Here is a 23,382-nt window from a genome sequence, read left to right on the forward strand (position 1 = left end):
GTGTGGGACTCCTGAGGGTGAACCGGGCCGTGGCGGGCTGCCACCCGCCCGGCGGTCCGTGTTCCCATCCAGATCGTCGTGATGATCGTGAGGGTGGGGGTGACCTGCGGTGATGACTGCGGTTCTCGCCGCGGTGCTGGCGTTCGGCACCGGCATCGGCGAGCCGCCGCCGGGGCACGGCGCCGAGCGGGCCCTCGCCGAACTGGGGGCGCGTACCCAGCTGGCGCCCGGCGTCACGCACCGCGCGCTCAGCACCACTGCGGCGGCCGGCCAGGTGCTCGGCGACCTCGTCGAGGCCGACCTCTCCGATCCGACGGTGCACGCCGACCTCCTCATGCCGGGGGCCATCGCGGCCAGCCGCCCCCTGGCGGAGATGGCCGACCGCTCCGGCGCCACCGCCGCGATCAACGGCGACTTCTTCGACATCGGCCGTACCGACGCGCCAGCGGGTCCCGCCGTGGCCGACGGCCGCCCGCTGAAGGCCGCGGTGCCGCCCGGGCGCCGGATGGGGCCCGTCGTGCCCGGCGCCGAGATTGACTCCGTGTTCACGGTCGGGACGGACCGCGTGGCCCGCGTCGACCGCCTGCGGCTCGAGGCGACCGCGAGCGGCCCGTCCGGGACGCACGAGGTCGTCGCGCTCAACCAGTACGCCGTGCCGGTGGACGGGATCGCCATCTTCACCCCGGCCTGGGGAGTCGGCGACCGGGCCCGCACGCTGTGCGGCACCGATGCCGACCGCGACGCGCCGTGCGCCGTCGAGCAGGCCGAGGTGCTCGTGAGCGACGGCGTCGTGGTGGAGGTCGGGCGGCCGCGTGGCGGCCGGATCCCCGACGGCGACCTGGCGCTGACCGGGCGGGAGAAGGGGGCGGCCGCGGTGCGGTCGCTGCGGGTCGGGGACCGCGTCGACATCGAGTACGAGCTGGTCCCGGAGAGCGGGCACTGGCCCGAGCTCGCGGTCGGCGGCAGCCCGATCATGTTCGACGGCGCGCCGGTGCGCGGCCTCGACGACCGCGAGCGCGCACCTCGCAGCGCGGTCGGCATCAGCGGGGAGGGCCGCCACATGTGGCTGCTGACCCTCGACGGGCGCCAGTCCGACAGCGTCGGCGCCACCCTGCACGAGCTCGCGCAGCTGCTGCGCGAGCTCGGCGTGCAGGACGCGGTCAACCTCGACGGCGGCGGCTCGTCGACGCTCGTGTTCCGGGACCCCGGCGCCACCGCGGTGTCGATCGTCAACGACCCGTCGGGCCCGTCGCCGCGCTTCGTGCCCAACGGGATCGGGATCTACACCGGATCGAGCGAGCTGGCCTCCAGGCCCGCCGGGTACTGGTCGTTGACGAGGGGTGGAGGTGAACGAGGGTGTCCATGGGAGTGTCGAGCCGAGCGGGAGCTGATCGGCGCGGGCCCGGGCGGATCGAAGCGGGTCGGGCCGTCGCCATGACGTGGCAGCGCGCCCGGTCGCGTTCGGACGACCGCGCGGCGCGCCTGCTGCGGGCGGCCGAGCAGGACGCCGAGGCCGCTGCCGCCCGCTACCGGGCCCTGAAGGAAGAGGCCGCCGCTCCGACGCCCGGTGACGGCACCCGGCGCCCGATGCCCAGCTGGCAGCAGATGCTGCTGCTCGTCATCGGCGGTGGCATCCTGACCGGCCTCCTCGTCATCTGGCTGCTCGCCACGGCCTACATCGGCCCCGCGGCGCTGCTCGCCCTGCCCGCCGGGGCGGGGGTCGCGGCCGGTTTCATCGCGCTGCGGCGGCGCAGGCCGCGGCCGGCGGCACCGCGGCGCCGCCCGCTCGTGGCGGACCTGGTGCGCGCGGCACAGGAGATGCACGAGGCCGAGGCGGTGCTGCAGCGGTTGCGCCAGGAGAGCTCCTGACCGGTGGTACTGGACGAGCACCGGACACGATGAGTTAGATTCTCCCCGCACGAATACCCCGTTCGGGCTCTGGCCGTCCCCCGGTCAGGCGTCTTTGCTCCCCGGGAGTGCGCAGGGTGGACACGCACGGTAACGATTCGGCGACGTCGAGCGCTTCGCGGAACCCGCGTGGGCGCCGCAGCGGCGTCAGCGTCGAGGCACTGCTCAGCCGCGAGTCGAGCAACACCGCAGGACGGCACTCAGGAGCCCACCGGCGCGGGCCCGCACGCGGCATCGCTCCGGCGCCGCTGCTCGCCGCCACCGCCGTGGCCGGCGCCGCCGCGGCCAGCGTCTCCTCCGTGGTCGTGCTGTCCACCGGCAACGCGCCGGTCGACCTCGTGCACGGCGACGTGCAGGCCGCAGGCAACGTCACCGACGACCGCTACCCGCGCCTGTTCGCGGCGGGGACCACCGACACCGGGGCGAGCGTCGAGCACGACATCACCGACGGCAGCCGCATCGCCGCACTCGCGCAGCTCGCCGCCAGCGCCCCCACCGTCCTCGCCACGGCGGCGTTCCCGCAGCTGCTCCCGGGCGTCCCGCAGCAGCCGCTCGCCGCGGCGCCCGTGGCCCCCGCCGGGGGGCCGCTCGCGCCGCTCGTGAGCGACCCGACGATCCTGCCGACGACCCCGCCCACCAGCGACGACCACTCGTCGTCCGCGTCCGGGCGGTCCGACGACTCCGGTCGCGATCACTCCGGCCGGGACCACTCCGGCGGGGATCACTCCGACAACGACTCACGTCCGTCCGACCCGCCGAGCTCCCGGCCGGACCCCACCCCGTCCCCCGATCCCGATCCCACCCCGTCGCCCGACCCGGATCCCACGCCGTCCCCGGATCCCGACCCCACGCCGTCGCCGGATCCCGATCCGACCCCGTCGCCCGACCCGGACCCGACTCCGTCGCCGGACCCGGACCCCACGCCGTCGCCGGACCCCGGTGACCCGCCCGGGAACGACGACCCGAACCCGCCGGACGACGGCGGCTCGGGAGGCGGCTCCGACGACGGCGGTTCGGGTGGCGGCGGCTCGGACGACGGCGGAGGCGACTCCGGTGGCGGCAGCTCCGACGGAGGCGGCTCGGACTCGGGCGGCTCGGACTCGGGCTCCGGCTCGGGTGGCTCCGACTCGGGTGGCTCCGATTCAGGTGACTCCGGCTCGGGTGGCTCGGATTCAGGTGGCTCCGGCTCGGGTGGCTCGGACTCGGGTGGCAGCGGCGGCTCCGGCGGAGGCGGCGAGGGCTGATCCCCGCGGGGGTCAGTGCAGCCAGCGTTCGCTGCTCGGGACCAGCGCCTCCAGCTCCGGCCACAGGTCGTCGGGGATCGGGGTGCCGGCGTGGGCGACGCACTCGTCCACCCGCTCCGGGCGGGAGAAGCCGACCACGGTCGACGCGATGCGCGGATCGTGCAGCGAGAACTGCAGCGCCGCCGCCGCGAGCGGGACGCCGTGCCGGGCGCAGGCGGCCTCCATGCCGCGTACCGCCTCGAGCACCTCGGGGTGGGCGGTGCGGTAGGCGTAGCGGTCCGACGCGGCGCTGCCCTTCGCGAGGATCCCGCCGCCGAAGCAGGCCGCGTTCACCACGGCCACGCCCTGCTCCACGGCGGCGTCGAGGAGCCTGCCGGCGGAGCGGTCGAGCAGCGTCCAGCGGTTGTGCGTGATCAGCACCTCGAACGCGCCGGTGCGGACGTAGCGTTCCATCAGTGCGGCGGGGCCGCCTGCGACGCCGACGTGCTCGGCGAGCCCCTCGTCGCGGAGGCGCAGCAGCTCCTCCACCGGCCCGCCGGGCGCGGTGGCGTCGTCGAACGAGATCCGCTCGGGGTCGTGCAGGTAGAGCAGCGGCACGCTCGACATGCCGAGCCGGGACAGGCTCTCCTCGAGCGAGCGGCGGACCCGGGGACCGGAGAAGTCGTCGCCGTCCGGGTCGACCTTGGTGGCCAGGACGAATCCGTCCGGCACCCCGCCTGCCCGGGCGAGGGCAGCCCCGACCCGGTGCTCGCTCTCCCCGGCGCTGTACCCGTTGGACGTGTCGAGGAAGGTGATCGGGCCGGCGAGCACGCGCGTGACCGTGTCGATCCCGCGCTCCTCCGGCACCTCGTAGCCGAACGCCCCCGGCATGCTCCCCAGCACGCCGGTGCCCGCGCACACGGCGGAGACGGAGAGCCCGGTGCCGCCGAGCGGCCGCTGCCAATCGATCATCCGGCGACGGTACCGGCGGCCCGGAGGTTCAGGGATGTGGCTTTCCTGAACTTCGGGGGAAGTCAGCCGGCCGGGCGGATCCGCGGGGCGGTGGCCGTCGCCGCCGCGGACGCCAGCGCCTCCAGGCCGGCCGCGATGTGCGGTTGCGCTCGGCTGCCGCGGCGGGTGCAGGTCAGCAGGCGCCGACGCGGGGCGGCCGGGGCGGCGAGGGGTAGCGCCACCACCGGCAGCTCGGCCGGCACCCGCACGAGCCGCGGCTTGAGGCAGACCCCCAGCCCGCCGGCGACCATCGCGGCGACGGCGGACCAGTCCATGGCCTCGTGCGCCACCTTCGGGGTGAAGCCGGCCGCGGCGCAGGCGGCCGCGCTGATCTCCTGGTGGTCGCAGGTGCCGGGCGCCGGCAGGATCCACGGCTCGTGGGCGACCTCCTCGAGGGCGACCGGTCCGGTGCCCGCGAGCCGGTGGTGGCGCGGCACGAGGAGGTCCAGGGGCTCGTCGAGCAGGGTCTCCTGCTCGAAGCGCGGGTCGTCGAGCGGTGGGCCGCCCTGGTTGGGCAGCGTCACCGCGATGTCGATGTCGCCGGTCAGCAGGCGGCCGAACGCCGAGACCGTCTCCACCTCCATGATCCGGACGGCGAGGTCCGGCTGGTGCACGCGCAGGTGCTCCACGGCGGGGACGACCAGCGTCCGCAGGCTGCTGGTGAACCCCGCAACGCGCAGGACGCCGGGAACGCGCCCGGCGCCGGCCTGCAGGTCGCCGCGGGCGGCCTCCCACCGGGCGGCGATCTCGTCGGCGTGGCGGAGCAGCCGGAGGGCGGCCGGGGTGAGCCGGACGCGGCGCCCGTCGGGTTCGAGCAGGGGCACGTCGAGCTCGTGGGCGAGCTGGCGCAGCTGCTGCGAGACGGCCGACGGCGTGAGGTGCAGCGATCCCGCCGCCGCCGTCACCGTGCCCAGCTGGTGCACGACGCGCAGGACGTGCAGGCGGCGCAGGTCGAACATGTAGCTGGATTGTACGGTCACCTGAAGGAACGTGAAATGGACGTGACGGATCGCCCGCGCGACCCTGGACGCATGGATCGCCGTACCGACGACTTCTGCCCGTGCTGCGGATGGCCCACCGCCGAGCCCTACGAGGTGGTCTCGCGCCACGTGACGTCCGAGGGCACGATCACCTGGAGCCGGTGCGCGTGCGGCCGCCTCCAGGTGCACCGGGGCGCGACGCTCGTGCTTCGCGCGGGTGTCCGGCCCTGATCGGCGTCACGTGTCCTGGTCCACCGGCTGGTCGTGGTCGTGGATGTGGGCCTCGCCCGCGTGCTCGCTGTCGAAGTCCACGTGCGGCACGTGGGAGTGCGTCAGCTCCGCGTGGTCGTGCGGATGGCTGTGCCTGGACGCGAGGTGCTCGAACGTGCCGGCCGTCTCGCTCCAGTTGTGCGTGACGTGCCAGTGCTCGTGGTCGTGCACCAGCGACTCGTGCGTGTGCTGCTCGAACTCGGTACCCGCCATCTCGCCTCCTCGGTCGGCGTGGTCACGGGGTGCCCGCTGCTCCGGCCCGGCAACCTCGGCGGTCAGCTCGTGCCGCTCGCGCCAGGTGTCGACGCAGGTGGGATCAGTGCACTCGAGCGTCCCGTCGGCGTGCAGGACGAGGGTGCCGTGGCAATGGTCGACAAGGCGGACGCAGTCGGGGCAGGTCACGACGCCTTCCGGCGCTTCTGCGGCGACGCTCCCGACGCGGCGGCGATGGCCTTCTCCAGCTTCGGCCTGCTCATCGAGGAGCGCCCCTTGATGTCGAGCTCGCGGGCCATCGCCGCGAGTTCGCTCTTGCTCAGCTCGGACAGGTCGGGTGCGCCGTCGGTGGCGGCCTTGCCCTTCTTCCCCTTCTGCGGCTTCCCGCCGCCGCGGGCGTCGGCGACGCTGCGCTCGAGCGCAGCGATCAGGTCGGACATCGCCGTCGGCTCAGGAGGCTCCGCCTCGGTGACGATCTCGCGGCCCTTCCGCTTGTCCTCGATCAGCTTCTCGACGCGCTCGGTGTAGGTGTCGCGGTACTCATCCGGCTTCCACGCCCCGCTCATCGCCTCGATGAGCCCGGTCGCCATGTCGAGCTCCTTACCCTTGGGCTTGGCGCCGCCGGGGAGATCGAGGGCGGAGCGGTCCCGGATCTCGTCGGCGAAGAACAGCGTCTCCAGCGCGAGGACGTCACCGTCGGCCCGCAGCGCGGTGAGGTACTCCTTGCCGCGCATCACGAACGTCGCGATGCCCGCCCGGTTCGTGCGGGTCATCGCCTCGCGGAGCAGGGCGTACGGGCGCGCGTACCGCTCGTCGGTCGGGGCGAGCCAGTACGTCTTCTGGAAGAAGATGGGGTCGATCTCGTCGAGGTCCACGAACGTCTGGATGTCGATCGTGCGCGACCGGCCGGGTGCGATGTCGGCCAGCTCGTCGGGCTCCACGAGCACGTACTCGCCGTCGCCGACCTCCCGGCCCTTGACGATGTCGGAGTACTCCACCTCCTTGCCCGTCCGCTCGTTGACCCGCTGGTAGCGGATGCGGTCGGACGTGTCGCGCTCGAACTGGTGGAAGTGGATCGTGTGGTCCTCGGTGGCGCTGAACAGCCCGACCGGGATGGACACCAACCCGAAGGAGATCGCACCCGTCCAGATAGCCCGTGCCATGGATGGGTGGTACCCGCACATCAGGGAGCCACGCGCACGACCCCCGCCGCGCCGTCGACCGTCACCTCGTCGCCCGTCTCGATGCGGGTCGTCGCGTCCGCCACGCCGACCACCGCCGGGATGCCGTACTCCCGCGCCACCACGGCGCCGTGGGAGTTGGGGCCGCCCATCTCCATCACGAGCCCGCCTGCCGTGAGGAAGAGCGGGGTCCAGCCGGGGTCCGTGGACGGCGCGACGAGGATCTCGCCCGGCTCCAGGTGGGCGCCCACCGGGTCGAGCACCACGCGAGCCGGTGCGGTGACGGTGCCGGCGGAGGCGGCCGTGCCGGTGAGTGCGCCCTCCTCGGCCGTCCCCGGGCGGGCGACGGCCTCCGGCTCGGTTCCGTCCGACAGCAGCACCCGCGGTATGCGCCTGCGGCGCAGCTCGCGGTCGTACTCGGCGCGGCGGGCCGCGACGGTGTCCCGCAGGTCGGCGCCGGCCAGCGCGGCGCGGGCCTCGGTGAGGTCGACGAAGAACACGTCCTCGGGGCGGTCGAGCAGGCCGCGAGTGGCGAGCTCGGCACCGACCGCCGTCAGCAGCGCCCTGGCGTGCGCGAAGATCCGGATGAGGTAGTCCTTGTGCTCCTCCCGCAGGCCGGCGAGCCCGCGCATCCTCCCCAGGGCGAAACGCACCGCGACGGCGCGCAGGCGGGAGCGGGCCCGCACCCTGGCGACCACGGCGGCCGCGGCGGCGTCGGCCGCCTCCGCTCCGCGGGCGAACACGACGTCGGGGGCGAGCGAGCGGTCGTCGAGGCGCAGGTAGTTGGCCAGCACGCCGAGGACGTGGGTGGGGTCCTCCGACCAGCGCGGCATACCGATGTCGATCTCGGCGACCGCGCGGTGGCCGTAGCGGAGGAGGAACGCGGCAAGGCCGCTCTCCAGCGCGGGCGGCAGCACACCGTCGCGGTAGCGCCGGGCCAGCTCATCGGGCGGCACGTCGCGCAGCACGGCCGCGGACACCGGGTCGCCGCGCAGCTTGCGGGCGAGCGTCCACAGCCGCAGGTCCATCTCGGTGGTGCTGTTGTGCGGCAGCGACCGCAGCACGTCGTGCACCGCGGCGGCGTCCAGGTCGGGGCCCGCGATCTTCTGGGCCGCCCCGAGCATGACGAAACCTGCGCCGGCCGCCGGCACCGTCAACGGCAGCACGGGGAAGGCCTGACGGAGCACGTGCACCGTCCGCTCGAGCCGCTGCTCGGCGGTGAGTTCCGCGGGTGCGGACGTGAGCGCGCGCACCCGGTCGCCGATCCGCTCGACGCGCCGCCGCGCGGCATCGGGCCGCACCAGCGCCAGCGCCATCAGCACCGGCACCCGGAAGTGGACCAGCGTGCGCACGAGCCTGCGGACGAACGGCGCCCATGACGTGGTCGTCGGCGACAACCGCGGGTCGTCGAGCAGCGCACGCAGCACGACGGCCGACCGCGACTCCATCATGTCGAGGGCCCGCGGCAGGATCGCCCGGCCGGGGGCGCTGCGCAGCGCGGGCGTGATGTCGATGAACGCGCGCCCGCCCGCGGTCCGCAGGGCGGACGGTCCGGCGACGGGGTCGGGGACCGGCGCGCCGAACGCGAGCGCGGACGCGGTGGAGGCGAGCACCCTGATCCCGGACAGGCCCATCGGGGTGACGGGCCGGGTGAGACCCTGCGCGAGGGTCGCGCACAACAGGACGCGCAGCCCGTCGCCGGACGGGGCCGGCAGCGGGTGGAGGGTCGTGATCGGCCGCGACTGCGTGAGCCACAGCTCGCCGTCGCCGTCGACGGCCCACTCGATGTCCTGCGGCGTGCCGAAGTGCGCCTCGACGCGTCGCCCGGTGGCGGCGAGCGCGGTGGCCTGCGCGTCGGTGAGGCACGACCCGGCCCCGCCGGTGACCTGCACGTGCTCGACGCCGCCGCCGGGGAGCGGGCGCACCTGCAGCGCCTTGTCGCCTGCCGTGACGTGCACGCCGTCGGCGTCGACGACGATGTGGTCGGGGTTCACCGCGCCGGACACCACGGCCTCGCCGAGTCCGGGGCTCGCGTCGATCACGGCGCGGCCGCGCGTGCCGATCACCGGGTCGGCGGTGAAGAGCACGCCTGCCACCTGCGCATCGACCATCCGCTGCACGACCACCGCGATGTGCACGGCCTGGTGGTCGATGCCCTGCGTCTCGCGGTAGCTCACCGCGCGGTCGGTCCACAGCGACGCCCAGCACCGGCGCACGGCGTCCAGCACGGCGTCGGCTCCGACCACGTTGAGGAAGGTGTCCTGCTGCCCGGCGAAGCTCGCCCAGGGCAGGTCCTCCGCGGTGGCGGAGGAGCGCACGGCGACCGGGACGTCGGTGCCGAGTGCGCTGTACGCGGCCTGCACGGCCTCGGTGATCGCCGCGGGCGGCTCCGCCGTCGCGAGCGCCTCCCGCGCACGCTCCGGATCGGAGAGGTCGAGGGCCGCCGCGACGCGCGTGTACGCGGCGGTGGTGACGGCGAATCCGGGCGGCACCGGGAACCCGGCGGCGATCAGCTCCCCGAGGTTCGCGGCCTTGCCGCCCACCCGCGGAAGCGCCTGCGCGTCGAGGGCTTTGAGCTCGACGACGAAGTCCTCGTTGGCCATGCGGGCACGGTAGACCGGTTCGGGGAATAACTCAACAGTCGATGAATATCCACTGGACAATACGAGAGAGCGCTCGTATTCTTCGACAAATACGGGAGATCGCTCGTGTTCTGTGGGAGGTCGTTCGATGCTCGGTCGTCTCGTCACCGCGGCACCGCGGCGGGTGCTCGTCGTGTCGGGGCTCGCCCTCGCCCTGCTCGCGGTGCTCGCCGCGGGGGCCGTCGAGGCGTTGTCGCTGAACCGCTACGAGGCGCCCGGCTCGGAGTCGCTGGCCGCCCGCGCCGCGCTGGCCGAACGCTTCGGCACCGGCAGCCCGAACGTCGCCGTGCTGGCGACGGCGCAGCAGGGCGACGTGGACGATCCCCGGGTGGCCGTCGCAGGCCTCGCGCTCACCCAGCGGGTTGCGGCCCAGCCCGGCGTCGGGGACGTGTGGTCGTACTGGAGCCCGGGCGCTCCGGCGACCCTCGCTGCCGAGGACCGCAGGCACGCGCTGGTGCTCGCCTGGGTGCCCGGCGACGCCGACCACGTGCGTGCCGCCGTGCTCCCGGCCCTGTCCGCGGCGATCGCCCCGCTCGACGGGGGCGTGGTGGACCTGCAGCTCGGCGGTGCCGACGAGGTCTTCCGCGTGGTGGCCCAGCAGGCCCGCGCCGACTTCGTCCGCGCCGAGCTCGTGGTGCTGCCGCTGGTCGGGCTGCTGCTGTGGCTGGTCTACCGGCGGCTCGCACCCGCGCTCCTCACGCTGGCCACCGGGGTGTTCGCGGTGGTCGCCTCGCTCGGGATCCTGCGCGTGGTCACGCTGTTCACCGAGGTGTCGACGTTCGCGGCGAACATCGCGCTCGTGCTGGGCATCGGCCTCGGCGTCGACTACGGGCTCTTCGTGATCCACCGCTTCCGCGAGGAGCTGGCCGCGGGCCGCGCGGTCGACGCCGCGGTGCGCGCCGCCGTCGCGCACGCCGGGCGCACGGTCGCGTTCAGCGGCGCGACGGTCGCGGCCGCGCTCGCCGTGCTGCTGGTGTTCCCGTTCCCCTTCCTGTCCTCGTTCGCGTACGCGGGCATCGCCGTCGTCCTGACCGCGGTGTTCGCCGCGGTCGTCGTGCTCCCCGCGGCGCTGCGTCTCACCGGCCACCGCGTCCGCCGGCGGGCCGCGCCGCCGGAGACCGGGGGTTTCTGGTTCCGCACCGCGGAGCGCGTGATGCGCCGCCCGCTGGCCGCAGGCGGCGCCGGGCTCGCCGTCCTGCTCCTGCTCGGCGCTCCCGCGCTCGGCGTCGACTTCGGGTCGCCCGACGACCGGTTGCTGCCGGCGTCCCAGCCGGTGCGCGGGATGTACGACACGATCCGCGCCGACTTCGCCACCGAGGAGGCCGACGCAGTCCAGGTCGTCGCGCCGGATCTCGCGCCGTCCGGCGTCGCGGGGTACGCGGCGGCTCTGTCGCGGATCGACGGGGTGCTGCGCGTCGACTCCGCGGCAGGCGCGTTCACCGGTGGCGTGCGCGTCGGCGAGGTGATGCGGTCCCGGTTCGTCGGCTCCGGAGGCGGCACCTGGCTCTCCGTGCTGCCCACCGGCGAGCGGCTCGCGTCCGACCCCACCGGCCTGGTGGCCGATGTCCGGGCCCTGCCGGCACCGTCGCCCGTGCTGGTCGGCGGCTACCCGGCCGAGGTCGCGGACTACCGGACGGGCGTGGTGGAGCGGCTCCCGCTCGTCGCCGCCCTCATCGTGCTGGTCACGTTCGTGGTGCTGTTCCTGATGACGGGATCGGTGGTGGCGCCGGTCAAGGCGTCGGTGCTCAACCTGTTGTCACTCAGCGTGATGTTCGGTGTGCTGGTGTGGGGCTTCCAGGAGGGTGGTCTCGCCTGGCTGCTCGGGTTCACCCCGACCGGGGTGATCGAGCCCAGCATCCCGATCCTCATGTTCTGCGTCGGCTACGGCCTGTCGATGGACTACGAGGTCTTCCTGCTCGCACGGATCAAGGCCGACTTCGACCGCACCGGGGATGTCGTCGGCTCGGTGCCGCGCGGCATCGCCCGGTCCGCGCCGCTGGTCACCGCGGCCGCGGTGATCCTCGCCGCGTCCTTCGCGGTGTACGCCACCAGCGAGGTCACGTTCCTGCAGCAGCTCGGGATCGGCATGGCGCTGGCGGTGCTCGTGGACGCCACCGTGATACGCGGCGTGCTCGTCCCGGCCGCGATGGCGCTCGCCGGAAGCTCCAACTGGTGGGCCCCTGCGCCGCTGCGCCGCCTGCACGAGCGGATCGGCCTGCGTGAGGAGGCAGGCCGGTTGCAGGCAGCAGGAATTCGCGGTGCGTGATCGGGATTTCCACGTGTGGCCGCTGGTAACAGGGCGCCGATGGGTGTCAGATTGTGGGATGCCCGCACATGCTCCCCTCGTCATCGGCACCGACCCGCTCACCCCACGGGAGGTCGTCGCCGTCGCGAGGGACGGCGCGCCCGTCACGCTGTCGGGCGAGGCGCTCGCGGCGATCGTGGCGAGCCGCAAGGTCGTCGAGTCGCTCGCCGACGACGCGGAGCCGCACTACGGGGTCTCCACCGGATTCGGCGCGCTCGCCGTCCGTCACATCCCGGTCGAGCGGCGGGTCCAGCTGCAGCGCAGCCTCGTGCGCTCGCACGCGGCCGGCAACGGGCCAGAGGTCGAGCGGGAGGTGATCCGGGCCCTGATGGTGCTGCGTCTCGCGACGCTCGCCACCGGCCGCACCGGCGTGCGTACGCAGACCGCCGTGGCGTACGCCGAGATGCTGTCGGCAGGCATCACGCCCGTCGTGCGCGAGTACGGCTCGCTCGGGTGCTCGGGCGACCTCGCCCCGCTGGCCCACTGCGCACTCGCGCTGATGGGGGAGGGTGAGGTCCGCGACGCCGACGGGGTGCTGCGCCCGGCGTCCGAGGCGCTCGCCGCCGCCGGGATCGCGCCGGTCGAGCTCGCCGAGAAGGAAGGGCTCGCGCTGATCAACGGCACGAGCGGGATGCTCGGCATGCTGCTCCTGGCATCGGTGGACCTGCATCGGCTGTTCGCCACCGCCGACCTCGCCGCCGCGATGAGCGTCGAGGCGCTGCTGGGCACCGATGCCGTGTTCGCCGCCGACCTGCAGGCGCTGCGCCCGCACCCGGGTCAGGCCGACAGCGCGGCCAACCTGCGCGCACTGCTGGCGGGGTCGGCGATCATGGCCGACCACAACACCCACGCCACCACCCGCGTGCAGGACGCGTACTCGCTGCGCTGCGCCCCGCAGGTGCACGGCGCCGCCCGGGACACGCTCACCCACGCCGACACCGTCGCCGGGTGGGAGCTCGCCGCCGCCGTCGACAACCCGGTCGTCACCGCCGACGGGCGGGTGGAGAGCAACGGCAACTTCCACGGTGCCCCGCTCGGCTACGTGCTGGACTTCCTCGCGATCGCCCTCGCGGATGTCGCCTCGATCAGCGAGCGACGCACCGACCGGTTCCTCGACGTGGCCCGCAACCACGGGCTGCCGCCGTTCCTCGCCGACGACCCGGGCGTCGACTCCGGCCACATGATCGCCCAGTACACCCAGGCGGGGATCGTGTCGGAGCTGAAGCGGCTCGCCGCGCCCGCGTCGGTCGACTCGATCCCGTCCAGCGCGATGCAGGAGGACCACGTCGCCATGGGGTGGGCGGCGGCCCGCAAGCTGCGCCGCGCCGTCGACGGGCTCACGAGGGTGGTCGCGATCGAGCTGCTCACCGCCGCCCGCGCCCTCGACCTGCGCGCCCCGCTCGCTCCGGCCCCTGCCACCGGTGCCGCCCGCGACCGCCTGCGCGCGACCGTCGCCGGCCCGGGTCCCGACCGCTGGCTGGCCCCGGAGATCGAGGAGGCGGTCCGGCTCGTGGCCTCGGGCGAGCTGCTGGCCGCCGCGGAGTCGGTGACGGGCCCGCTGCGCTGACTCACGACCCGCTGACTCACGACCCGCTGACTCACGACCCGCTGACTCACGACCCGCTGACTCACGACCCGCTGACGCACGACCGGCGGAGCCGGGTGGTCACCAGCGCGGCCGTGAGCGCGAGCAGGGCGGCCATGATCGTTGCCGCCGTCGTGAAGCCGGCGGTGAACGCGCGTTGCGCATCGGCGATCAGGGTCTCGGCGAGCGCATCCGGGAGCGCGTCGGCGGCGGCGATCGCGCTGCCGACGGTCTCGGTCGCGACCGGCGGTAGCTCCCCGGGCACGAACCGGCTGCGGTAGACGGCCGCAGCGATGCTGCCGAGCACGGCGATGCCGAGCGCGCCGCCGAGCTCGCTGCCCGCCTCGCTGAGCCCGGCGGCCGCGCCCGCCCGGTCAGCAGGCGCTGCGCCGACGATCAGGTCGATGGCCAGTGGCACGAGCATCCCGGTGCCGAGCGTCACCACCGAGTAGGCGGCCATCACCGCGGCCGGTGCGGTGTCGACCTCGACCTGCGCCACCAGGAGGAAGCCGATCGCGGCGACGAGGAGCGCGGAGCCGGCGATCACCGCGGCCCGCACGCGTCGGACCAGCGTCGTCGACAGCGCGATGCCGATCCCTGTGGTGGCGACGGTGGGCAGCTGCCACAGTGCCGCGGTGAACGGCCGGATCTCGAGCACCACCTGCAGGTACTGCACGGCGAGATAACCGAGGCCCGCGCTGGCGACGATCATCATGACGTAGCCGCCGAACGCCGCGCTGAACCCGCCGTCGCGGAACAGCCGGACGTCGATCAGCGGGTCGGGCAACCGCAGCTGCCGCCGGACGAACACCGCGCCGAGCGCGAACCCGGCGAGGAGGGCGAGCCACCCGCCGGGTCCCGCGTGCACGAGCTCCTTCACCCCGTGCACGACCGCCAGCACCGCTCCGATCGACAGCAGCGCGCTGAGCAGGTCGAACCGCTTGCTGATCCGGTCGCGGGACTCGGGGAGGAGCACCGGTCCGAGCACCAGCAGCAGCGCCATGACCGGCACGTTGATCAGGAAGACCGAGCCCCACCAGAAGTGCTCGAGCAGCAGCCCTCCGACGATCGGGCCGACCGCGATGCCGCCGGTGAAGGCCGCGGTCCAGACCCCGATCGCGGTCCGGCGCTGGCCCGGGTCGGCGAACATGCCGCGCAACAGGGCGAGCGTGGACGGGGCGAGCGTGGCCCCGGCGACCCCGAGCAGGCCCCGCGCCAGCACGAGCAGCTCGGCGGTGGGGGCGTAGGCGGCGAGGACGGAGGCGGTGCCGAACGCCGCCGCCCCGGCGAGCAGCAGCCTGCGCCGCCCGATGCGGTCACCGAGCGCGCCCATCGTCAGCAGCATCCCGGCCATCAGGAAGCCGTAGACGTCCATGATCCACAGCAGCTGCGGCCCGGTCGGGGCGAGGTCGGCGGCGAGCCACGGGGCCGCCATGAACAGCACGGAGAGATCCATGGAGGCCAGCAGTGCCGGGAGCGTGAGCACGGCGAGGCCGATCCACTCCCGACGTCCGGCTCGGGGATCGGTACGAGTCACGACGCGGATGGTACGAACGTCTAGGACGTACGTCTAGTACGACCGTCTAGGACGAGCGTCAAGTGGATCGACTACCCTCCCCGGCATGGGGAATCGGGAGGCGCTCCTCGCCGGCGCGAAGCGCTGCATCGTCGAGAAGGGCTACGCCCACACCACGGCGCGCGACATCGTGGCCGCGTCCGGCACCAACCTGGCGTCCATCGGCTACCACTTCGGCTCGAAGGACGCGCTGCTCGACGCGGCGATCCTCGACTCGTTCGACGACTGGGACGACGACATCGAGGCGGCGCTCGCCGGCCAGTCCGGTGGGGCGCCCGCAGATCGGCTGGCCGCGTTCCTGGACGTCCTGATCGACAAGGTGCGCACCGACCGCGCGATGGTGGCGGCGAGCGTGCAGTGGGTGGCGCAGATCGAGTTCTCCGCCACGGTGCGCGGGCAGCTCGCCGAGGCGTTCGCCGGTGCCCGGCGGAGCTTCGCGACGATGCTCCTCGGGACCGACGACGTCGACGACGAGACGGCGCTCGCCGTCGGCTCGCTCGGCCTCGCGCTCGTCAACGGCCTGGTGCTGCAGTGGCTCGTCGACACCGACCGTGCGCCGTCCGGGCGGGAGGTGGCCGCCGCGCTGCGCGCGGTCGCGCTCCCGGCGCAGGCATCAGTGCGTGGCCGGCGGGCGCCCGGCTGAACGTCGGCTCAGTGAGCGCCGGCCGGTTCGGGTAGTGGGAAGAGCTCGAGGAGTCGGGCCACGACCTCGGTGGAGCCGATGATCGTCGCCTCGCCGGCGTGCAGCGCGTCGTCGAGCCTGCGGCCGCCGTGGAGCAATGCGGCCAGAGTTTCCCGGTCGGTGCCCAGCGTTGCCGCGGGGTGGTTCGCCTCACCGCCGGCGAGCCGGAACTCACCGTCGTTGATCTCGACGTGGAACGGGCGCCCCTCGACGTGAAGCGTGATCGTCGCGCTGAACCCCGACGCGGCTCGAGGGTCGAACAGCGATCGCAGTGACAGGAGCAGGGAGTCGATGCTGGTGTGGGCGTCGTTCGGCAATGACGGCGACCTGCTGCCCCAGCGCCCGAGTTGGGTGACGACCGGTTCGAGCTCCGCGCCCCAGTCGGTCAGCTCGTAGACCTGAGAGCCGGCGGGTGGGGGCAGCTTGCGTTGGCGCACGACACCGGCGTCCGTGAGCTCACGGAGCCGGTTCGCCAGCACGTCCGGGCTCGCACCGGGGATCCCGGCGCGCAGGTCGGTGAACCGTTTCGGGCCGAGCAGTAGCTCGCGCACGACGAGCAGCGCCCAGCGCTCGCCGATCAAGTCAAGGGCGTGCGAGACCGCGCAACCCTCGTCGTACTTCCGCCTCCCGACCATGACAGCGAGCCTACCAGCTGAGATACGACAGGCCGCCTCTCTGGTTGGACAAACAAACTAGAATGTCGTACTGTTCGACTTGTTTGGTCGGTCGACGGCCGAGCGGCCACGAACAAGAGAGGGTCATCCCATGCCGCAGTTCATCATCGAAGCCCCCCTCGGCATTCACCACGACGCGAAACAGGAAATGGTGCGGGAGATCACCGAGGCGATCGACGAGGCATTCCACATCCCGGACGTCCGCATCTGGTTGCGCGAATACCCCGCCGACAACGTCGCCCAGGACGGGCGCCTCGGCGCCGAGCCGGTACGGCCACTGGGCTTCCTGGAAGCACCCGAGCTGCACGACGTCGACGCTCGACGGCGGATGTCCAGCAAGATCGGCGCGGCGATCGCCAAGGCGTACGACGGTCTGGCCAACACCGACGAGACCCTCATCCTCATGAACCACTACCCCCTCGAGTACGCCGGGTTCGCCGGGCGCCTCCAATCCGACGACCCGGAGATGGTCGACGCCATGAAGCAGCTCAACGGGGCGTAGCCATCGCCTCATGGGCAGGCGGCCGCCGGATGCTCCCTCGGCCGCCTCTCGGCGGCGAGGTGATCGTCGCGGCCGTCAGCGGGCGGCCAGTGACCGTGCGATCACGAGTCGCTGGATCTGGTTGGTGCCCTCGAAGATCTGCATGACCTTGGCCTCGCGCATGTACCGCTCCACCGGGAAGTCGCGCGTGTAGCCGTAGCCGCCGAGCACCTGCACCGCGTCGGTGGTGACCTTCATCGCCGCGTCGGTGGCCACGAGCTTCGCCACGCTCGCGGCGCGCCGGTACTCGCGTCCGGCGTCGCGGCGGCGGGCGGCGTCGAGGTAGGTGGCGCGTGCGGCGTCCACGGCGGCGGCCATGTCGGCGAGCAGGAAGCCGAGGCCCTGGTGGTCGACGATCTTGCGACCGAACGCGGTGCGCTCGTTCGCGTACGCGGTGGCGGTGTCGAGCGCGGCCTGGGCGAGGCCGGTGGCGACCGCGGCGATGCCGAGGCGTCCGGACTCGAGCGCGGCGAACGCGATCTGCAGTCCCTGGCCCTCCGTGCCGATCAGCCGGTCGGCGTCGAGCACGGCGCCGTCCCAGTGCGCGGTGGTGGTGGGGATCGCGTGCAGGCCCATCTTCTCCTCCGGCCGGCCGAAGGAGAGCCCGTCGGCCTGTCCGGGTGCGAGGAAGCACGAGACCCCGCCCGTGCCCGGTGCCGTGCGGGCGAACAGGGCGTAGCAGCCGGCGCGACCGCCGTGGGTGATCCAGGCCTTGGTGCCGGTGATGCGGTAGCCCTCGGCCACGCGCTCGGCCTTGCAGGCGAGCGCAGCCGCGTCCGAACCGGCCTGCGGCTCGGACAGGCTGTAGGCGCCCACCACCTCGCCCGCCAGCATGGCGGGCAGCCAGCGCTCCTGCTGCTCGGGCCTGCCGAACGTCGCCAGCGGGTAGCAGGACAGCCCGTGCACGCTCACCGCGACGGCAACGGCGGCCCACCGGGCGGCCAGCTCCTCGAGCACCTGGAGGTAGACCTCGTACGGCTGGGCCCCGCCGCCGTGCTCCTCGGGGTAGGGCAGTCCCAGCAGGCCGGCAGCGCCGAGTGTGGCGAAGAGCCCCTCGGGGTAGGTCTCGGCCCGCTCGTGCTCATCGACGCGCGGCGCGAGCTCCTTGTCGGCGATCTCGCGGGTGAGCGCGAGCAGGTCCTCGGCTTCCGTGGTCGGCAGCAGGCGCTCGACGGCCATGGCGGCGTCCCCTAACGGTACTCGGAGAGGAACTCCAGTACCGGCTAGGATAGCTGACATGTCGACTCCCGTGAGGCGTGGTTCCGCTCGCCGTGAGGAGCTGTTCGACGCGCTCGTGACCCTCTTGCTCGCCGAGGGCTTCGCGCACCTCACGCTGGACGACATCGCGGCCCGCCTGCACTGCTCCAAGCGCACGCTGTACGCGCTTGCGGGGAGCAAGGAACAGCTGGTCAGAGCCGCGGTGGTGCACTTCTTCCGCGGCGCGACCGAGCGGGTCGAGGCCGCCGTCGCCGCCCGGACCGCCCCCGCCGAGCGGGTGGGCGCCTACCTGCGCGCCGTCGCCACCGAGCTGGCGCCCGCCTCCGCGCGCTTCTTCGACGACGTCGCTGCGTTCGCCCCGGCCGCCGAGGTGTACGAGCGCAACACCCGCGCCGCGGCGGCCCGCGTGCAGCAGCTCGTGGCCGACGGCGTGACCGCGGGCGCGTTCCGCGACGTGCACACCGGCTTCGTCGCCGACGTCGTGACGGCGGTGATGGTTCGCATCCAGCAGCGCCAGGTCGCCGCGTCCACGGGCCTGGACGACGCGGAGGCCTACTCCCGGCTCGCCGAGCTGTTGCTGCACGGGTTGGCCACGCGCAGCTGAGTCCGCGGTACCGGCCTCAGGCGCTCATCCCACCGTCGACCGGCACGATGACGCCGGTGACGTAGGAGGCACTGTCGGACAGCAGCCACGCCGCTGCGCCGATCGGGTGAAGCTCCGTCGGAGTGCGCCCGCGCGGACCGATGGAGGGACGTGAGCAGCAGCGGGAAGGTCCGGCCGGACGTCGGGGCCGCGCTGCTCGACCTGTACGACGAGGCGCTGCCCGAGATCTACGGCTACCTGCTCGCGCGCTGCGGCAGCCGGGCGCTCGCGGAGGACCTCACCGCCGAGACGTTCCTCGCCGCCGTGACGGCGGCGCGCCGGCAGCCGCCACCAGTGCCCAGCACGGGTTGGCTGATCGGGATCGCCCGGCACAAGCTCGTGGACCACTGGCGGGCCACCGAGCGGGAGCAGCGCGGGCTGCGGGCGGTGGACGCCGAACCCGATCCGCCCGACGACCCGTGGGACGAGCGGATCGATGCGCTGCTCGCTCGTGAGGTCCTCGACCGGCAGACGGGCCTGCACCGCGCCGCGCTCACCCTGCGCTACCTCGACGGGCTCCCGGTGCCGGAGGTCGCCCGGGCGCTCGGCCGCACCGTCCACGCCACCGAGGCACTGCTCGTCAGGGCCCGCGCCGCGTTCCGTCGCAGCTACACCGCAATCGGGGAGGGAGGATCGCGATGACCGACCCGTTCGACGCCCTGCGCAGCCCGTCGGTGCCCGTCGCGCCCGACCCGGGGTTCGCCCGCGCACTTCGGGCCCGCATCGAGCGCGCGCTGCTCGCCACGGACGGTGAGCCCGCGCCGTCGGAGGGGGTGGCGCCGCACGCCGTCACCCCGTACCTGACCGTCGCCGATGCCGACGAGGCGATCGCGCTCTACGCCGACGCGTTCGGCGCCCGGCGCCGGGGCGAGCCGATCATGATGCCGGACGGGCGGATCGGGCACGCCGAGATCGTCATCGGCGACAGCGTCCTGATGCTGGCCGAGGAGTTCCCGGAGATGGACCTCCTCGCCCCGGTCCACCGCGGCGGCGCGAGCCAGTCGCTGCACGTAGAGGTCCCCGATCCCGACGCTGCGGTCGAGCGGGCCGTCGCCCGTGGCGGCGTGCTGGAACGACCGGTCGCCGACGGGCCGTACGGCCGGGGCGGCGTGGTGCGCGATCCGTCCGGCCACCGGTGGATGGTGTCCGCGCCGTCCGGCCCGCGGCCGGGGCAGATCACGTACGCGGCGTTCTGGACGCGCGACGTCGCGCGGGCCGACCGCTTCTACGGGCGGGTGCTGGGCTGGCGGACGGTCCCGAGCCCGAACGCCGACGGCCTGCCGACGCGGCAGGTGAGCGACCTGGCGTTGCCGCTCGGGCTCCGTGCCACCGACCGGGCGCCCACCTTGGCCCCCTACTACGCCGTGCCCGACGTCGACGCGGCGGCGGAACTGGTGCGGGCCGCCGGGGGCACCGCGGCCGAGCCAGGTGACCGGTCCTACGGGCGCGCCGCCGAGTGCGTCGACGACCAGGGCCTGCCGTTCACCCTCGTCGCACCGAGCGGCGGCGGCCCGCGGCGGAGCCCCGACGGGCCGGGCGAGCTCGACTACGCACTGCTGCGGGTACCGGACACCACTCGCGCGCGGGCCTTCTACGGCACCGTCCTCGGCTGGCGCTTCCGGCCCGGCACCGGCCCGGGCTACTGGCACCCCGAGGTCGCCGGTGGACCGTCGGCCCCGGGCAGCGGGCTCGAGGGCGGGCACGCAGACGCGGTGGTCGTGCCGTGGTTCCGGGTGCCGGACCTCGACACCGCCCTCACCGCCGTGCAGCAGGCCGGTGGCCGCGCCGTCGGGCCGGTCCGCCACCAACGCGGTGGCCCCCGGATCGAGTGCATCGACGACCAGGGCGCCCGGTTCGGCCTCGCACAGCTCTGACCCACTCCACCCTGTCGCTCCTGGAAGGCCCTTTCGTGCGCTCCTCGTCGTTCGTGCGGCTGCTGCCGCTCTCGCTCGCCCTGTTCGCGGTCGGCACCGACGGCTTCGTCATCGCGGGCCTGCTCCCCGCGATCGCCCACGACCTCGGGGTCGACATCCCCGCTGCGGGCCAGCTCGTCACGGCGTTCGCGCTCGCGTTCGCGGTGTCGGCGCCGGTGCTCGGCGCCGTCACCAGCGCGCTCGACCGGCGCTCCACGATGCTGATCGGCCTCGCCGGCTTCTCGGTGGGCAACGCGCTCACCGCGCTCGGCCCGACGTACGCGGTCGTGCTCGGGTCCCGCGTGTTCACCGCGCTCGGCGCCGGCCTGATCGGGGCCGCGGCGTTCAGCACGGCCGCGGCGATCACCCCGCCGGAGCGTCAAGGCCGTGCGCTCGCCACGGTCATGGGCGGGCTGAGCATCTCCATGGCGCTCGGGTTGCCGGCCGGAACCCTGATCGGCTCGGCCGACTGGCGCCTGACCCTGTGGGCGGTCACGGCGATCGGCCTCGTCGCGGCCGCCGGGGTGGCGTTCGGGGTGCCGCCGGTCTCGCTGCCCAGCACCTCCCTGCGTGCGCGGCTGCTCCCGCTGCGCGAGCCGTCGGTGCTGGGCATCCTCGCGGTCACGCTGATGGCGCTCGCGGGCACCCACGTGCTCTACACCTACATCGGCCCGGCGCTCGACGGTGCCACCGGCGGGTCCGGCACGGCCCTCACGGTCGTCCTGTTCGCGTGGGGGCTCGGGAACGTCGCGGGCAACGCGCTCGGTGGCGCGCTGTCGGACCGGTACGCGCCGAAGCGCGTCGTGCTCGCAGGGCTCGTCGCCGCCGCGCTGGTGCTCGCGGTCGCCCCGCTGGCCGGCGGCGGCTTCGTGACGGCGATCGTGTGGGCCGTCGGGTGGGGGGTGTTCGTCTCGATGCCGATCGTGCCGCAGCAGCACCGGCTGGTGGCGCACGCCCCGGAATCGACTCCCGTGCTGCTCGGGCTGAACAACTCGGCGATCTACGCCGGTGTCGCAGCGGGCGGCGCGCTCGGCGGGATCCTGCAGCAGGCGATGCCCGTCACCCTCCTCGGACTCGCCGGCGCGGCGCTCAGTGCCGCCGGCGCGTTGGTCACATCGGTGACCGGGGCGTCACGCAAGCGCACCTCCGGCCGCCCGATCAGGAGCTCCCGGCCTGCGACCTGACCCGGCCGGCCTTCACCCGGGCGGTGAACGTGGCCAAGATGGATCACACCGGCACCGAGGAGAACACGATGGCCAAGTACCTGCTGCTCAAGCACTACCGCGGCGCTCCGACCCCCGTCAACGACGTGCCCATGGACCGGTGGGCGCCGGAGGAGATCACCGCGCACGTGCGGTACATGGAGGATTTCGCAGCCCGGCTCGAGGAGACCGGCGAGTTCGTCGAACACCAGGCGCTCAGCCCCGGGGGTACGTTCGTCCGGTACGACGGCGAGGGGCGACCGCCGGTCACCGACGGCCCGTTCGCCGAGACCAAGGACCTCATCGCCGGCTGGACGGTGATCGACGTCGACAGCTACGAACGCGCCATCGAGCTGGCCGGGGAGCTGTCGGCCGCCCCGGGGGCGGGCGGGAAGCCGATCCACGAGTGGCTCGAGGTGCGCCCGTTCTACGGCGTGCCGTCCACCATCACGGAGTGACCTCCCAGGTGGACGACGTCCTGCTGCGGAGCCTCACGCCGAGCGTGCTCGGCATCCTCGTCCGACGCGGAGCCGACTTCGCGGCGGCCGAGGACGCCGTGCAGGACGCGCTGGTCGAGGCGGTTCGCGTCTGGCCGGTCGACCGGCCACGGGACCCGAAGGGCTGGCTGGTCACCGTGGCCTGGCGCAAGTTCCTCGACGCGACCCGGACGGAAGCCGCCCGCCGCAGGCGTGAGGAGCTCGTCGACGAGGAGCCCGCCCCCGGGGCCGCCACCGCCGTGGACGACACGCTCCAGCTCTACTTCCTGTGCGCCCACCCGTCGCTGACGCCGTCGTCCGCGGTCGCGCTCACGCTGCGCGCCGTCGGCGGGCTGACCACCCGCCAGATCGCCCAGGCCTACCTGGTGCCCGAGGCGACCATGGCGCAGCGCATCAGCCGGGCCAAGCGCACCGTCGCCGGGGTGCGGTTCGACCAGCCCGGCGACGTCGCCACCGTGCTGCGCGTCCTCTACCTGGTCTTCAACGAGGGCTACTCCGGCGAGGTCGACCTCGCCGCCGAGGCCATCCGGCTCACCCGGCAGCTCGCGGCCGCGATCGACCACCCCGAGGTGGCGGGGCTGCTCGCGCTCATGCTGCTCCACCACGCCCGGCGCGCCGGCCGGACCGCGCCCGACGGCAGCCTGGTGCCGCTCGCCGAGCAGGACCGCAGCCGGTGGGACACCGGGTTGATCGCCGAGGGCGTCGAGATCCTGCAGGCGGCGCTGGCCCGCGACCGGTTGGGCGAGTTCCAGGCCCAGGCCGCCATCGCGGCCCTCCACGCCGACGCGCCCACCGCCGAGGAGACCGACTGGGTGCAGATCGTCGAGTGGTACGACGAGCTCGTGGGCCTGACCGACAGCCCGGTCGTGCGGCTCAACCGCGCGGTGGCCGTCGGGGAGGCGGAGGGACCGCGCGCCGGGCTGGCGGCGCTCGCGGCGCTGGACGACTCGCTGCCCCGCCACGCCGCGGTGGCGGCGTACCTCCACGAGCGCGACGGCGATCCGGAGACGGCGGCGCGGCTGTACGCCGAGGCGGCCGAGAAGGCACCCAACCTCGCCGAGCGCGCCCACCTGACCCGACAGGCCGCCCGGCTCAACGCCCGCCTGCGCCGCTGACGG

General features: G+C 74.1%; 22 protein-coding genes. 14 read left to right on the top strand and 8 right to left on the bottom strand.

The features are described from left to right. Positions 1-112: 112 nt before the first annotated feature. The 3 genes from FHX44_RS27535 to FHX44_RS42340 all read left to right on the top strand — a co-directional run bounded on the left by FHX44_RS27535 (position 113) and on the right by FHX44_RS42340 (position 3,152). Positions 113-1,438: a phosphodiester glycosidase family protein gene (locus tag FHX44_RS27535; RefSeq protein WP_147258455.1), complete on the top strand. Its 1,326-nt coding sequence runs from the start codon at positions 113-115 to the stop codon at positions 1,436-1,438. Further along, positions 1,435-1,869 carry a hypothetical protein gene (locus FHX44_RS27540; RefSeq protein ID WP_147258456.1) on the top strand — a complete coding sequence of 145 codons (435 nt, stop codon included), beginning with the start codon at positions 1,435-1,437 and terminating at the stop codon, positions 1,867-1,869. Before FHX44_RS27535 ends, FHX44_RS27540 begins: the two co-directional genes overlap by 4 nt. Positions 1,870-1,985: 116 nt before the next feature. Then, on the top strand, positions 1,986-3,152 hold the full coding sequence (locus FHX44_RS42340) for a hypothetical protein (RefSeq protein WP_170308685.1): 1,167 nt from the start codon (positions 1,986-1,988) through the stop codon (positions 3,150-3,152). A gap of 12 nt (positions 3,153-3,164) precedes the next feature. On the opposite strand, the gene FHX44_RS27550 is transcribed toward FHX44_RS42340, so the two are convergent. After that, entirely contained in the window at positions 3,165-4,103 is a 939-nt protein-coding gene (locus tag FHX44_RS27550; protein ID WP_147258457.1) for an aldo/keto reductase, read from the bottom strand. A gap of 62 nt (positions 4,104-4,165) precedes the next feature. Continuing rightward, positions 4,166-5,122, bottom strand: coding sequence for a LysR family transcriptional regulator (locus FHX44_RS27555; protein ID WP_342792993.1), 957 nt, complete (start codon positions 5,120-5,122; stop codon positions 4,166-4,168). Between the two features lie 51 nt (positions 5,123-5,173). On the opposite strand from FHX44_RS27555, the gene FHX44_RS27560 reads away from it, so the two are divergent. Beyond that, positions 5,174-5,353: a hypothetical protein gene (locus tag FHX44_RS27560; protein WP_147258458.1), complete on the top strand. Its 180-nt coding sequence runs from the start codon at positions 5,174-5,176 to the stop codon at positions 5,351-5,353. Between the two features lie 6 nt (positions 5,354-5,359). Here FHX44_RS27560 and FHX44_RS27565 read toward each other — a convergent pair whose 3' ends face one another. The 3 genes from FHX44_RS27565 to FHX44_RS27575 are packed head-to-tail and all read right to left on the bottom strand — an operon-like array spanning position 5,360 to position 9,389. Then, positions 5,360-5,794 carry a hypothetical protein gene (locus tag FHX44_RS27565; RefSeq protein WP_147258459.1) on the bottom strand — a complete coding sequence of 145 codons (435 nt, stop codon included), beginning with the start codon at positions 5,792-5,794 and terminating at the stop codon, positions 5,360-5,362. Beyond that, the gene (ku, locus tag FHX44_RS27570; protein WP_147258460.1) at positions 5,791-6,768 is read right to left on the bottom strand and encodes a non-homologous end joining protein Ku; all 978 of its coding nucleotides are present in this window, start codon (positions 6,766-6,768) and stop codon (positions 5,791-5,793) included. Before ku ends, FHX44_RS27565 begins: the two co-directional genes overlap by 4 nt. 20 nt (positions 6,769-6,788) lie before the next feature. Next, on the bottom strand, positions 6,789-9,389 hold the full coding sequence (locus FHX44_RS27575) for a PEP/pyruvate-binding domain-containing protein (protein ID WP_147258461.1): 2,601 nt from the start codon (positions 9,387-9,389) through the stop codon (positions 6,789-6,791). A 127-nt stretch (positions 9,390-9,516) separates the two neighbouring features. Between FHX44_RS27575 and FHX44_RS27580 the strand changes: the two genes are divergently transcribed. Beyond that, positions 9,517-11,694, top strand: coding sequence for an MMPL family transporter (locus tag FHX44_RS27580; RefSeq protein ID WP_147258462.1), 2,178 nt, complete (start codon positions 9,517-9,519; stop codon positions 11,692-11,694). A 58-nt stretch (positions 11,695-11,752) separates the two neighbouring features. Beyond that, positions 11,753-13,300 carry a histidine ammonia-lyase gene (hutH, locus tag FHX44_RS27585; protein ID WP_147258463.1) on the top strand — a complete coding sequence of 516 codons (1,548 nt, stop codon included), beginning with the start codon at positions 11,753-11,755 and terminating at the stop codon, positions 13,298-13,300. Between the two features lie 61 nt (positions 13,301-13,361). On the opposite strand, the gene FHX44_RS27590 is transcribed toward hutH, so the two are convergent. Beyond that, positions 13,362-14,855, bottom strand: coding sequence for an MFS transporter (locus tag FHX44_RS27590; protein ID WP_246170616.1), 1,494 nt, complete (start codon positions 14,853-14,855; stop codon positions 13,362-13,364). A gap of 85 nt (positions 14,856-14,940) precedes the next feature. Here FHX44_RS27590 and FHX44_RS27595 point away from each other — a divergent pair, with 85 nt between their 5' ends. Then, positions 14,941-15,537, top strand: a complete 597-nt coding sequence (locus FHX44_RS27595) for a TetR/AcrR family transcriptional regulator (protein ID WP_147258464.1) — start codon at positions 14,941-14,943, stop codon at positions 15,535-15,537. 8 nt (positions 15,538-15,545) lie between these two features. On the opposite strand, the gene FHX44_RS27600 is transcribed toward FHX44_RS27595, so the two are convergent. Continuing rightward, the gene (locus FHX44_RS27600; protein WP_147258465.1) at positions 15,546-16,211 is read right to left on the bottom strand and encodes a winged helix-turn-helix transcriptional regulator; all 666 of its coding nucleotides are present in this window, start codon (positions 16,209-16,211) and stop codon (positions 15,546-15,548) included. Positions 16,212-16,341: 130 nt separating this feature from the next. Between FHX44_RS27600 and FHX44_RS27605 the strand changes: the two genes are divergently transcribed. Next, positions 16,342-16,752 (top strand): tautomerase family protein, encoded by a 411-nt coding sequence (locus FHX44_RS27605; protein ID WP_147258466.1) that lies wholly within the window; start codon positions 16,342-16,344, stop codon positions 16,750-16,752. A 75-nt stretch (positions 16,753-16,827) separates the two neighbouring features. Here FHX44_RS27605 and FHX44_RS27610 read toward each other — a convergent pair whose 3' ends face one another. Next, positions 16,828-17,970: an acyl-CoA dehydrogenase family protein gene (locus FHX44_RS27610; protein WP_147258467.1), complete on the bottom strand. Its 1,143-nt coding sequence runs from the start codon at positions 17,968-17,970 to the stop codon at positions 16,828-16,830. Between the two features lie 58 nt (positions 17,971-18,028). Between FHX44_RS27610 and FHX44_RS27615 the strand changes: the two genes are divergently transcribed. From FHX44_RS27615 to FHX44_RS27645, 6 genes are all read left to right on the top strand, one after another. Then, positions 18,029-18,613, top strand: coding sequence for a TetR/AcrR family transcriptional regulator (locus tag FHX44_RS27615; RefSeq protein WP_147258468.1), 585 nt, complete (start codon positions 18,029-18,031; stop codon positions 18,611-18,613). A gap of 150 nt (positions 18,614-18,763) precedes the next feature. Next, positions 18,764-19,294 (top strand): RNA polymerase sigma factor, encoded by a 531-nt coding sequence (locus tag FHX44_RS27625; RefSeq protein ID WP_147258469.1) that lies wholly within the window; start codon positions 18,764-18,766, stop codon positions 19,292-19,294. Beyond that, complete coding sequence (locus FHX44_RS27630; RefSeq protein ID WP_147258470.1) at positions 19,291-20,526, top strand: VOC family protein; 1,236 nt, start codon at positions 19,291-19,293, stop codon at positions 20,524-20,526. Before FHX44_RS27625 ends, FHX44_RS27630 begins: the two co-directional genes overlap by 4 nt. Positions 20,527-20,561: 35 nt before the next feature. Continuing rightward, positions 20,562-21,749, top strand: coding sequence for an MFS transporter (locus FHX44_RS27635; RefSeq protein WP_212612672.1), 1,188 nt, complete (start codon positions 20,562-20,564; stop codon positions 21,747-21,749). 68 nt (positions 21,750-21,817) lie between these two features. Then, positions 21,818-22,225, top strand: a complete 408-nt coding sequence (locus tag FHX44_RS27640; protein ID WP_147261510.1) for a YciI family protein — start codon at positions 21,818-21,820, stop codon at positions 22,223-22,225. A gap of 8 nt (positions 22,226-22,233) precedes the next feature. After that, a complete protein-coding gene (locus tag FHX44_RS27645; protein WP_147261509.1) occupies positions 22,234-23,379 on the top strand; it encodes an RNA polymerase sigma factor in 1,146 nt (381 codons plus the stop codon). Positions 23,380-23,382: the final 3 nt, after the last annotated feature.

The organism is Pseudonocardia hierapolitana (genome assembly GCF_007994075.1).
Classification (GTDB): domain Bacteria; phylum Actinomycetota; class Actinomycetes; order Mycobacteriales; family Pseudonocardiaceae; genus Pseudonocardia; species Pseudonocardia hierapolitana.

Excerpts from the sequence above, each read along its gene's own strand:
- FHX44_RS27560 (WP_147258458.1), top strand. The coding sequence starts at position 5,174 with ATGGATCGCCGTACCGACGACTTCTGCCCGTGCTGCGGATGGCCCACC.
- FHX44_RS27630 (WP_147258470.1), top strand. The coding sequence starts at position 19,291 with ATGACCGACCCGTTCGACGCCCTGCGCAGCCCGTCGGTGCCCGTCGCG.
- FHX44_RS27580 (WP_147258462.1), top strand. The coding sequence starts at position 9,517 with ATGCTCGGTCGTCTCGTCACCGCGGCACCGCGGCGGGTGCTCGTCGTG.
- FHX44_RS27615 (WP_147258468.1), top strand. The coding sequence starts at position 18,029 with ATGTCGACTCCCGTGAGGCGTGGTTCCGCTCGCCGTGAGGAGCTGTTC.
- ku (WP_147258460.1), bottom strand. The coding sequence starts at position 6,768 with ATGGCACGGGCTATCTGGACGGGTGCGATCTCCTTCGGGTTGGTGTCC.
- FHX44_RS27535 (WP_147258455.1), top strand. The coding sequence starts at position 113 with ATGACTGCGGTTCTCGCCGCGGTGCTGGCGTTCGGCACCGGCATCGGC.
- FHX44_RS27575 (WP_147258461.1), bottom strand. The coding sequence starts at position 9,389 with ATGGCCAACGAGGACTTCGTCGTCGAGCTCAAAGCCCTCGACGCGCAG.
- hutH (WP_147258463.1), top strand. The coding sequence starts at position 11,753 with ATGCCCGCACATGCTCCCCTCGTCATCGGCACCGACCCGCTCACCCCA.
- FHX44_RS27610 (WP_147258467.1), bottom strand. The coding sequence starts at position 17,970 with ATGGCCGTCGAGCGCCTGCTGCCGACCACGGAAGCCGAGGACCTGCTC.
- FHX44_RS27550 (WP_147258457.1), bottom strand. The coding sequence starts at position 4,103 with ATGATCGATTGGCAGCGGCCGCTCGGCGGCACCGGGCTCTCCGTCTCC.
- FHX44_RS27595 (WP_147258464.1), top strand. The coding sequence starts at position 14,941 with ATGGGGAATCGGGAGGCGCTCCTCGCCGGCGCGAAGCGCTGCATCGTC.
- FHX44_RS27540 (WP_147258456.1), top strand. The coding sequence starts at position 1,435 with ATGACGTGGCAGCGCGCCCGGTCGCGTTCGGACGACCGCGCGGCGCGC.
- FHX44_RS27600 (WP_147258465.1), bottom strand. The coding sequence starts at position 16,211 with ATGGTCGGGAGGCGGAAGTACGACGAGGGTTGCGCGGTCTCGCACGCC.
- FHX44_RS27640 (WP_147261510.1), top strand. The coding sequence starts at position 21,818 with ATGGCCAAGTACCTGCTGCTCAAGCACTACCGCGGCGCTCCGACCCCC.
- FHX44_RS27605 (WP_147258466.1), top strand. The coding sequence starts at position 16,342 with ATGCCGCAGTTCATCATCGAAGCCCCCCTCGGCATTCACCACGACGCG.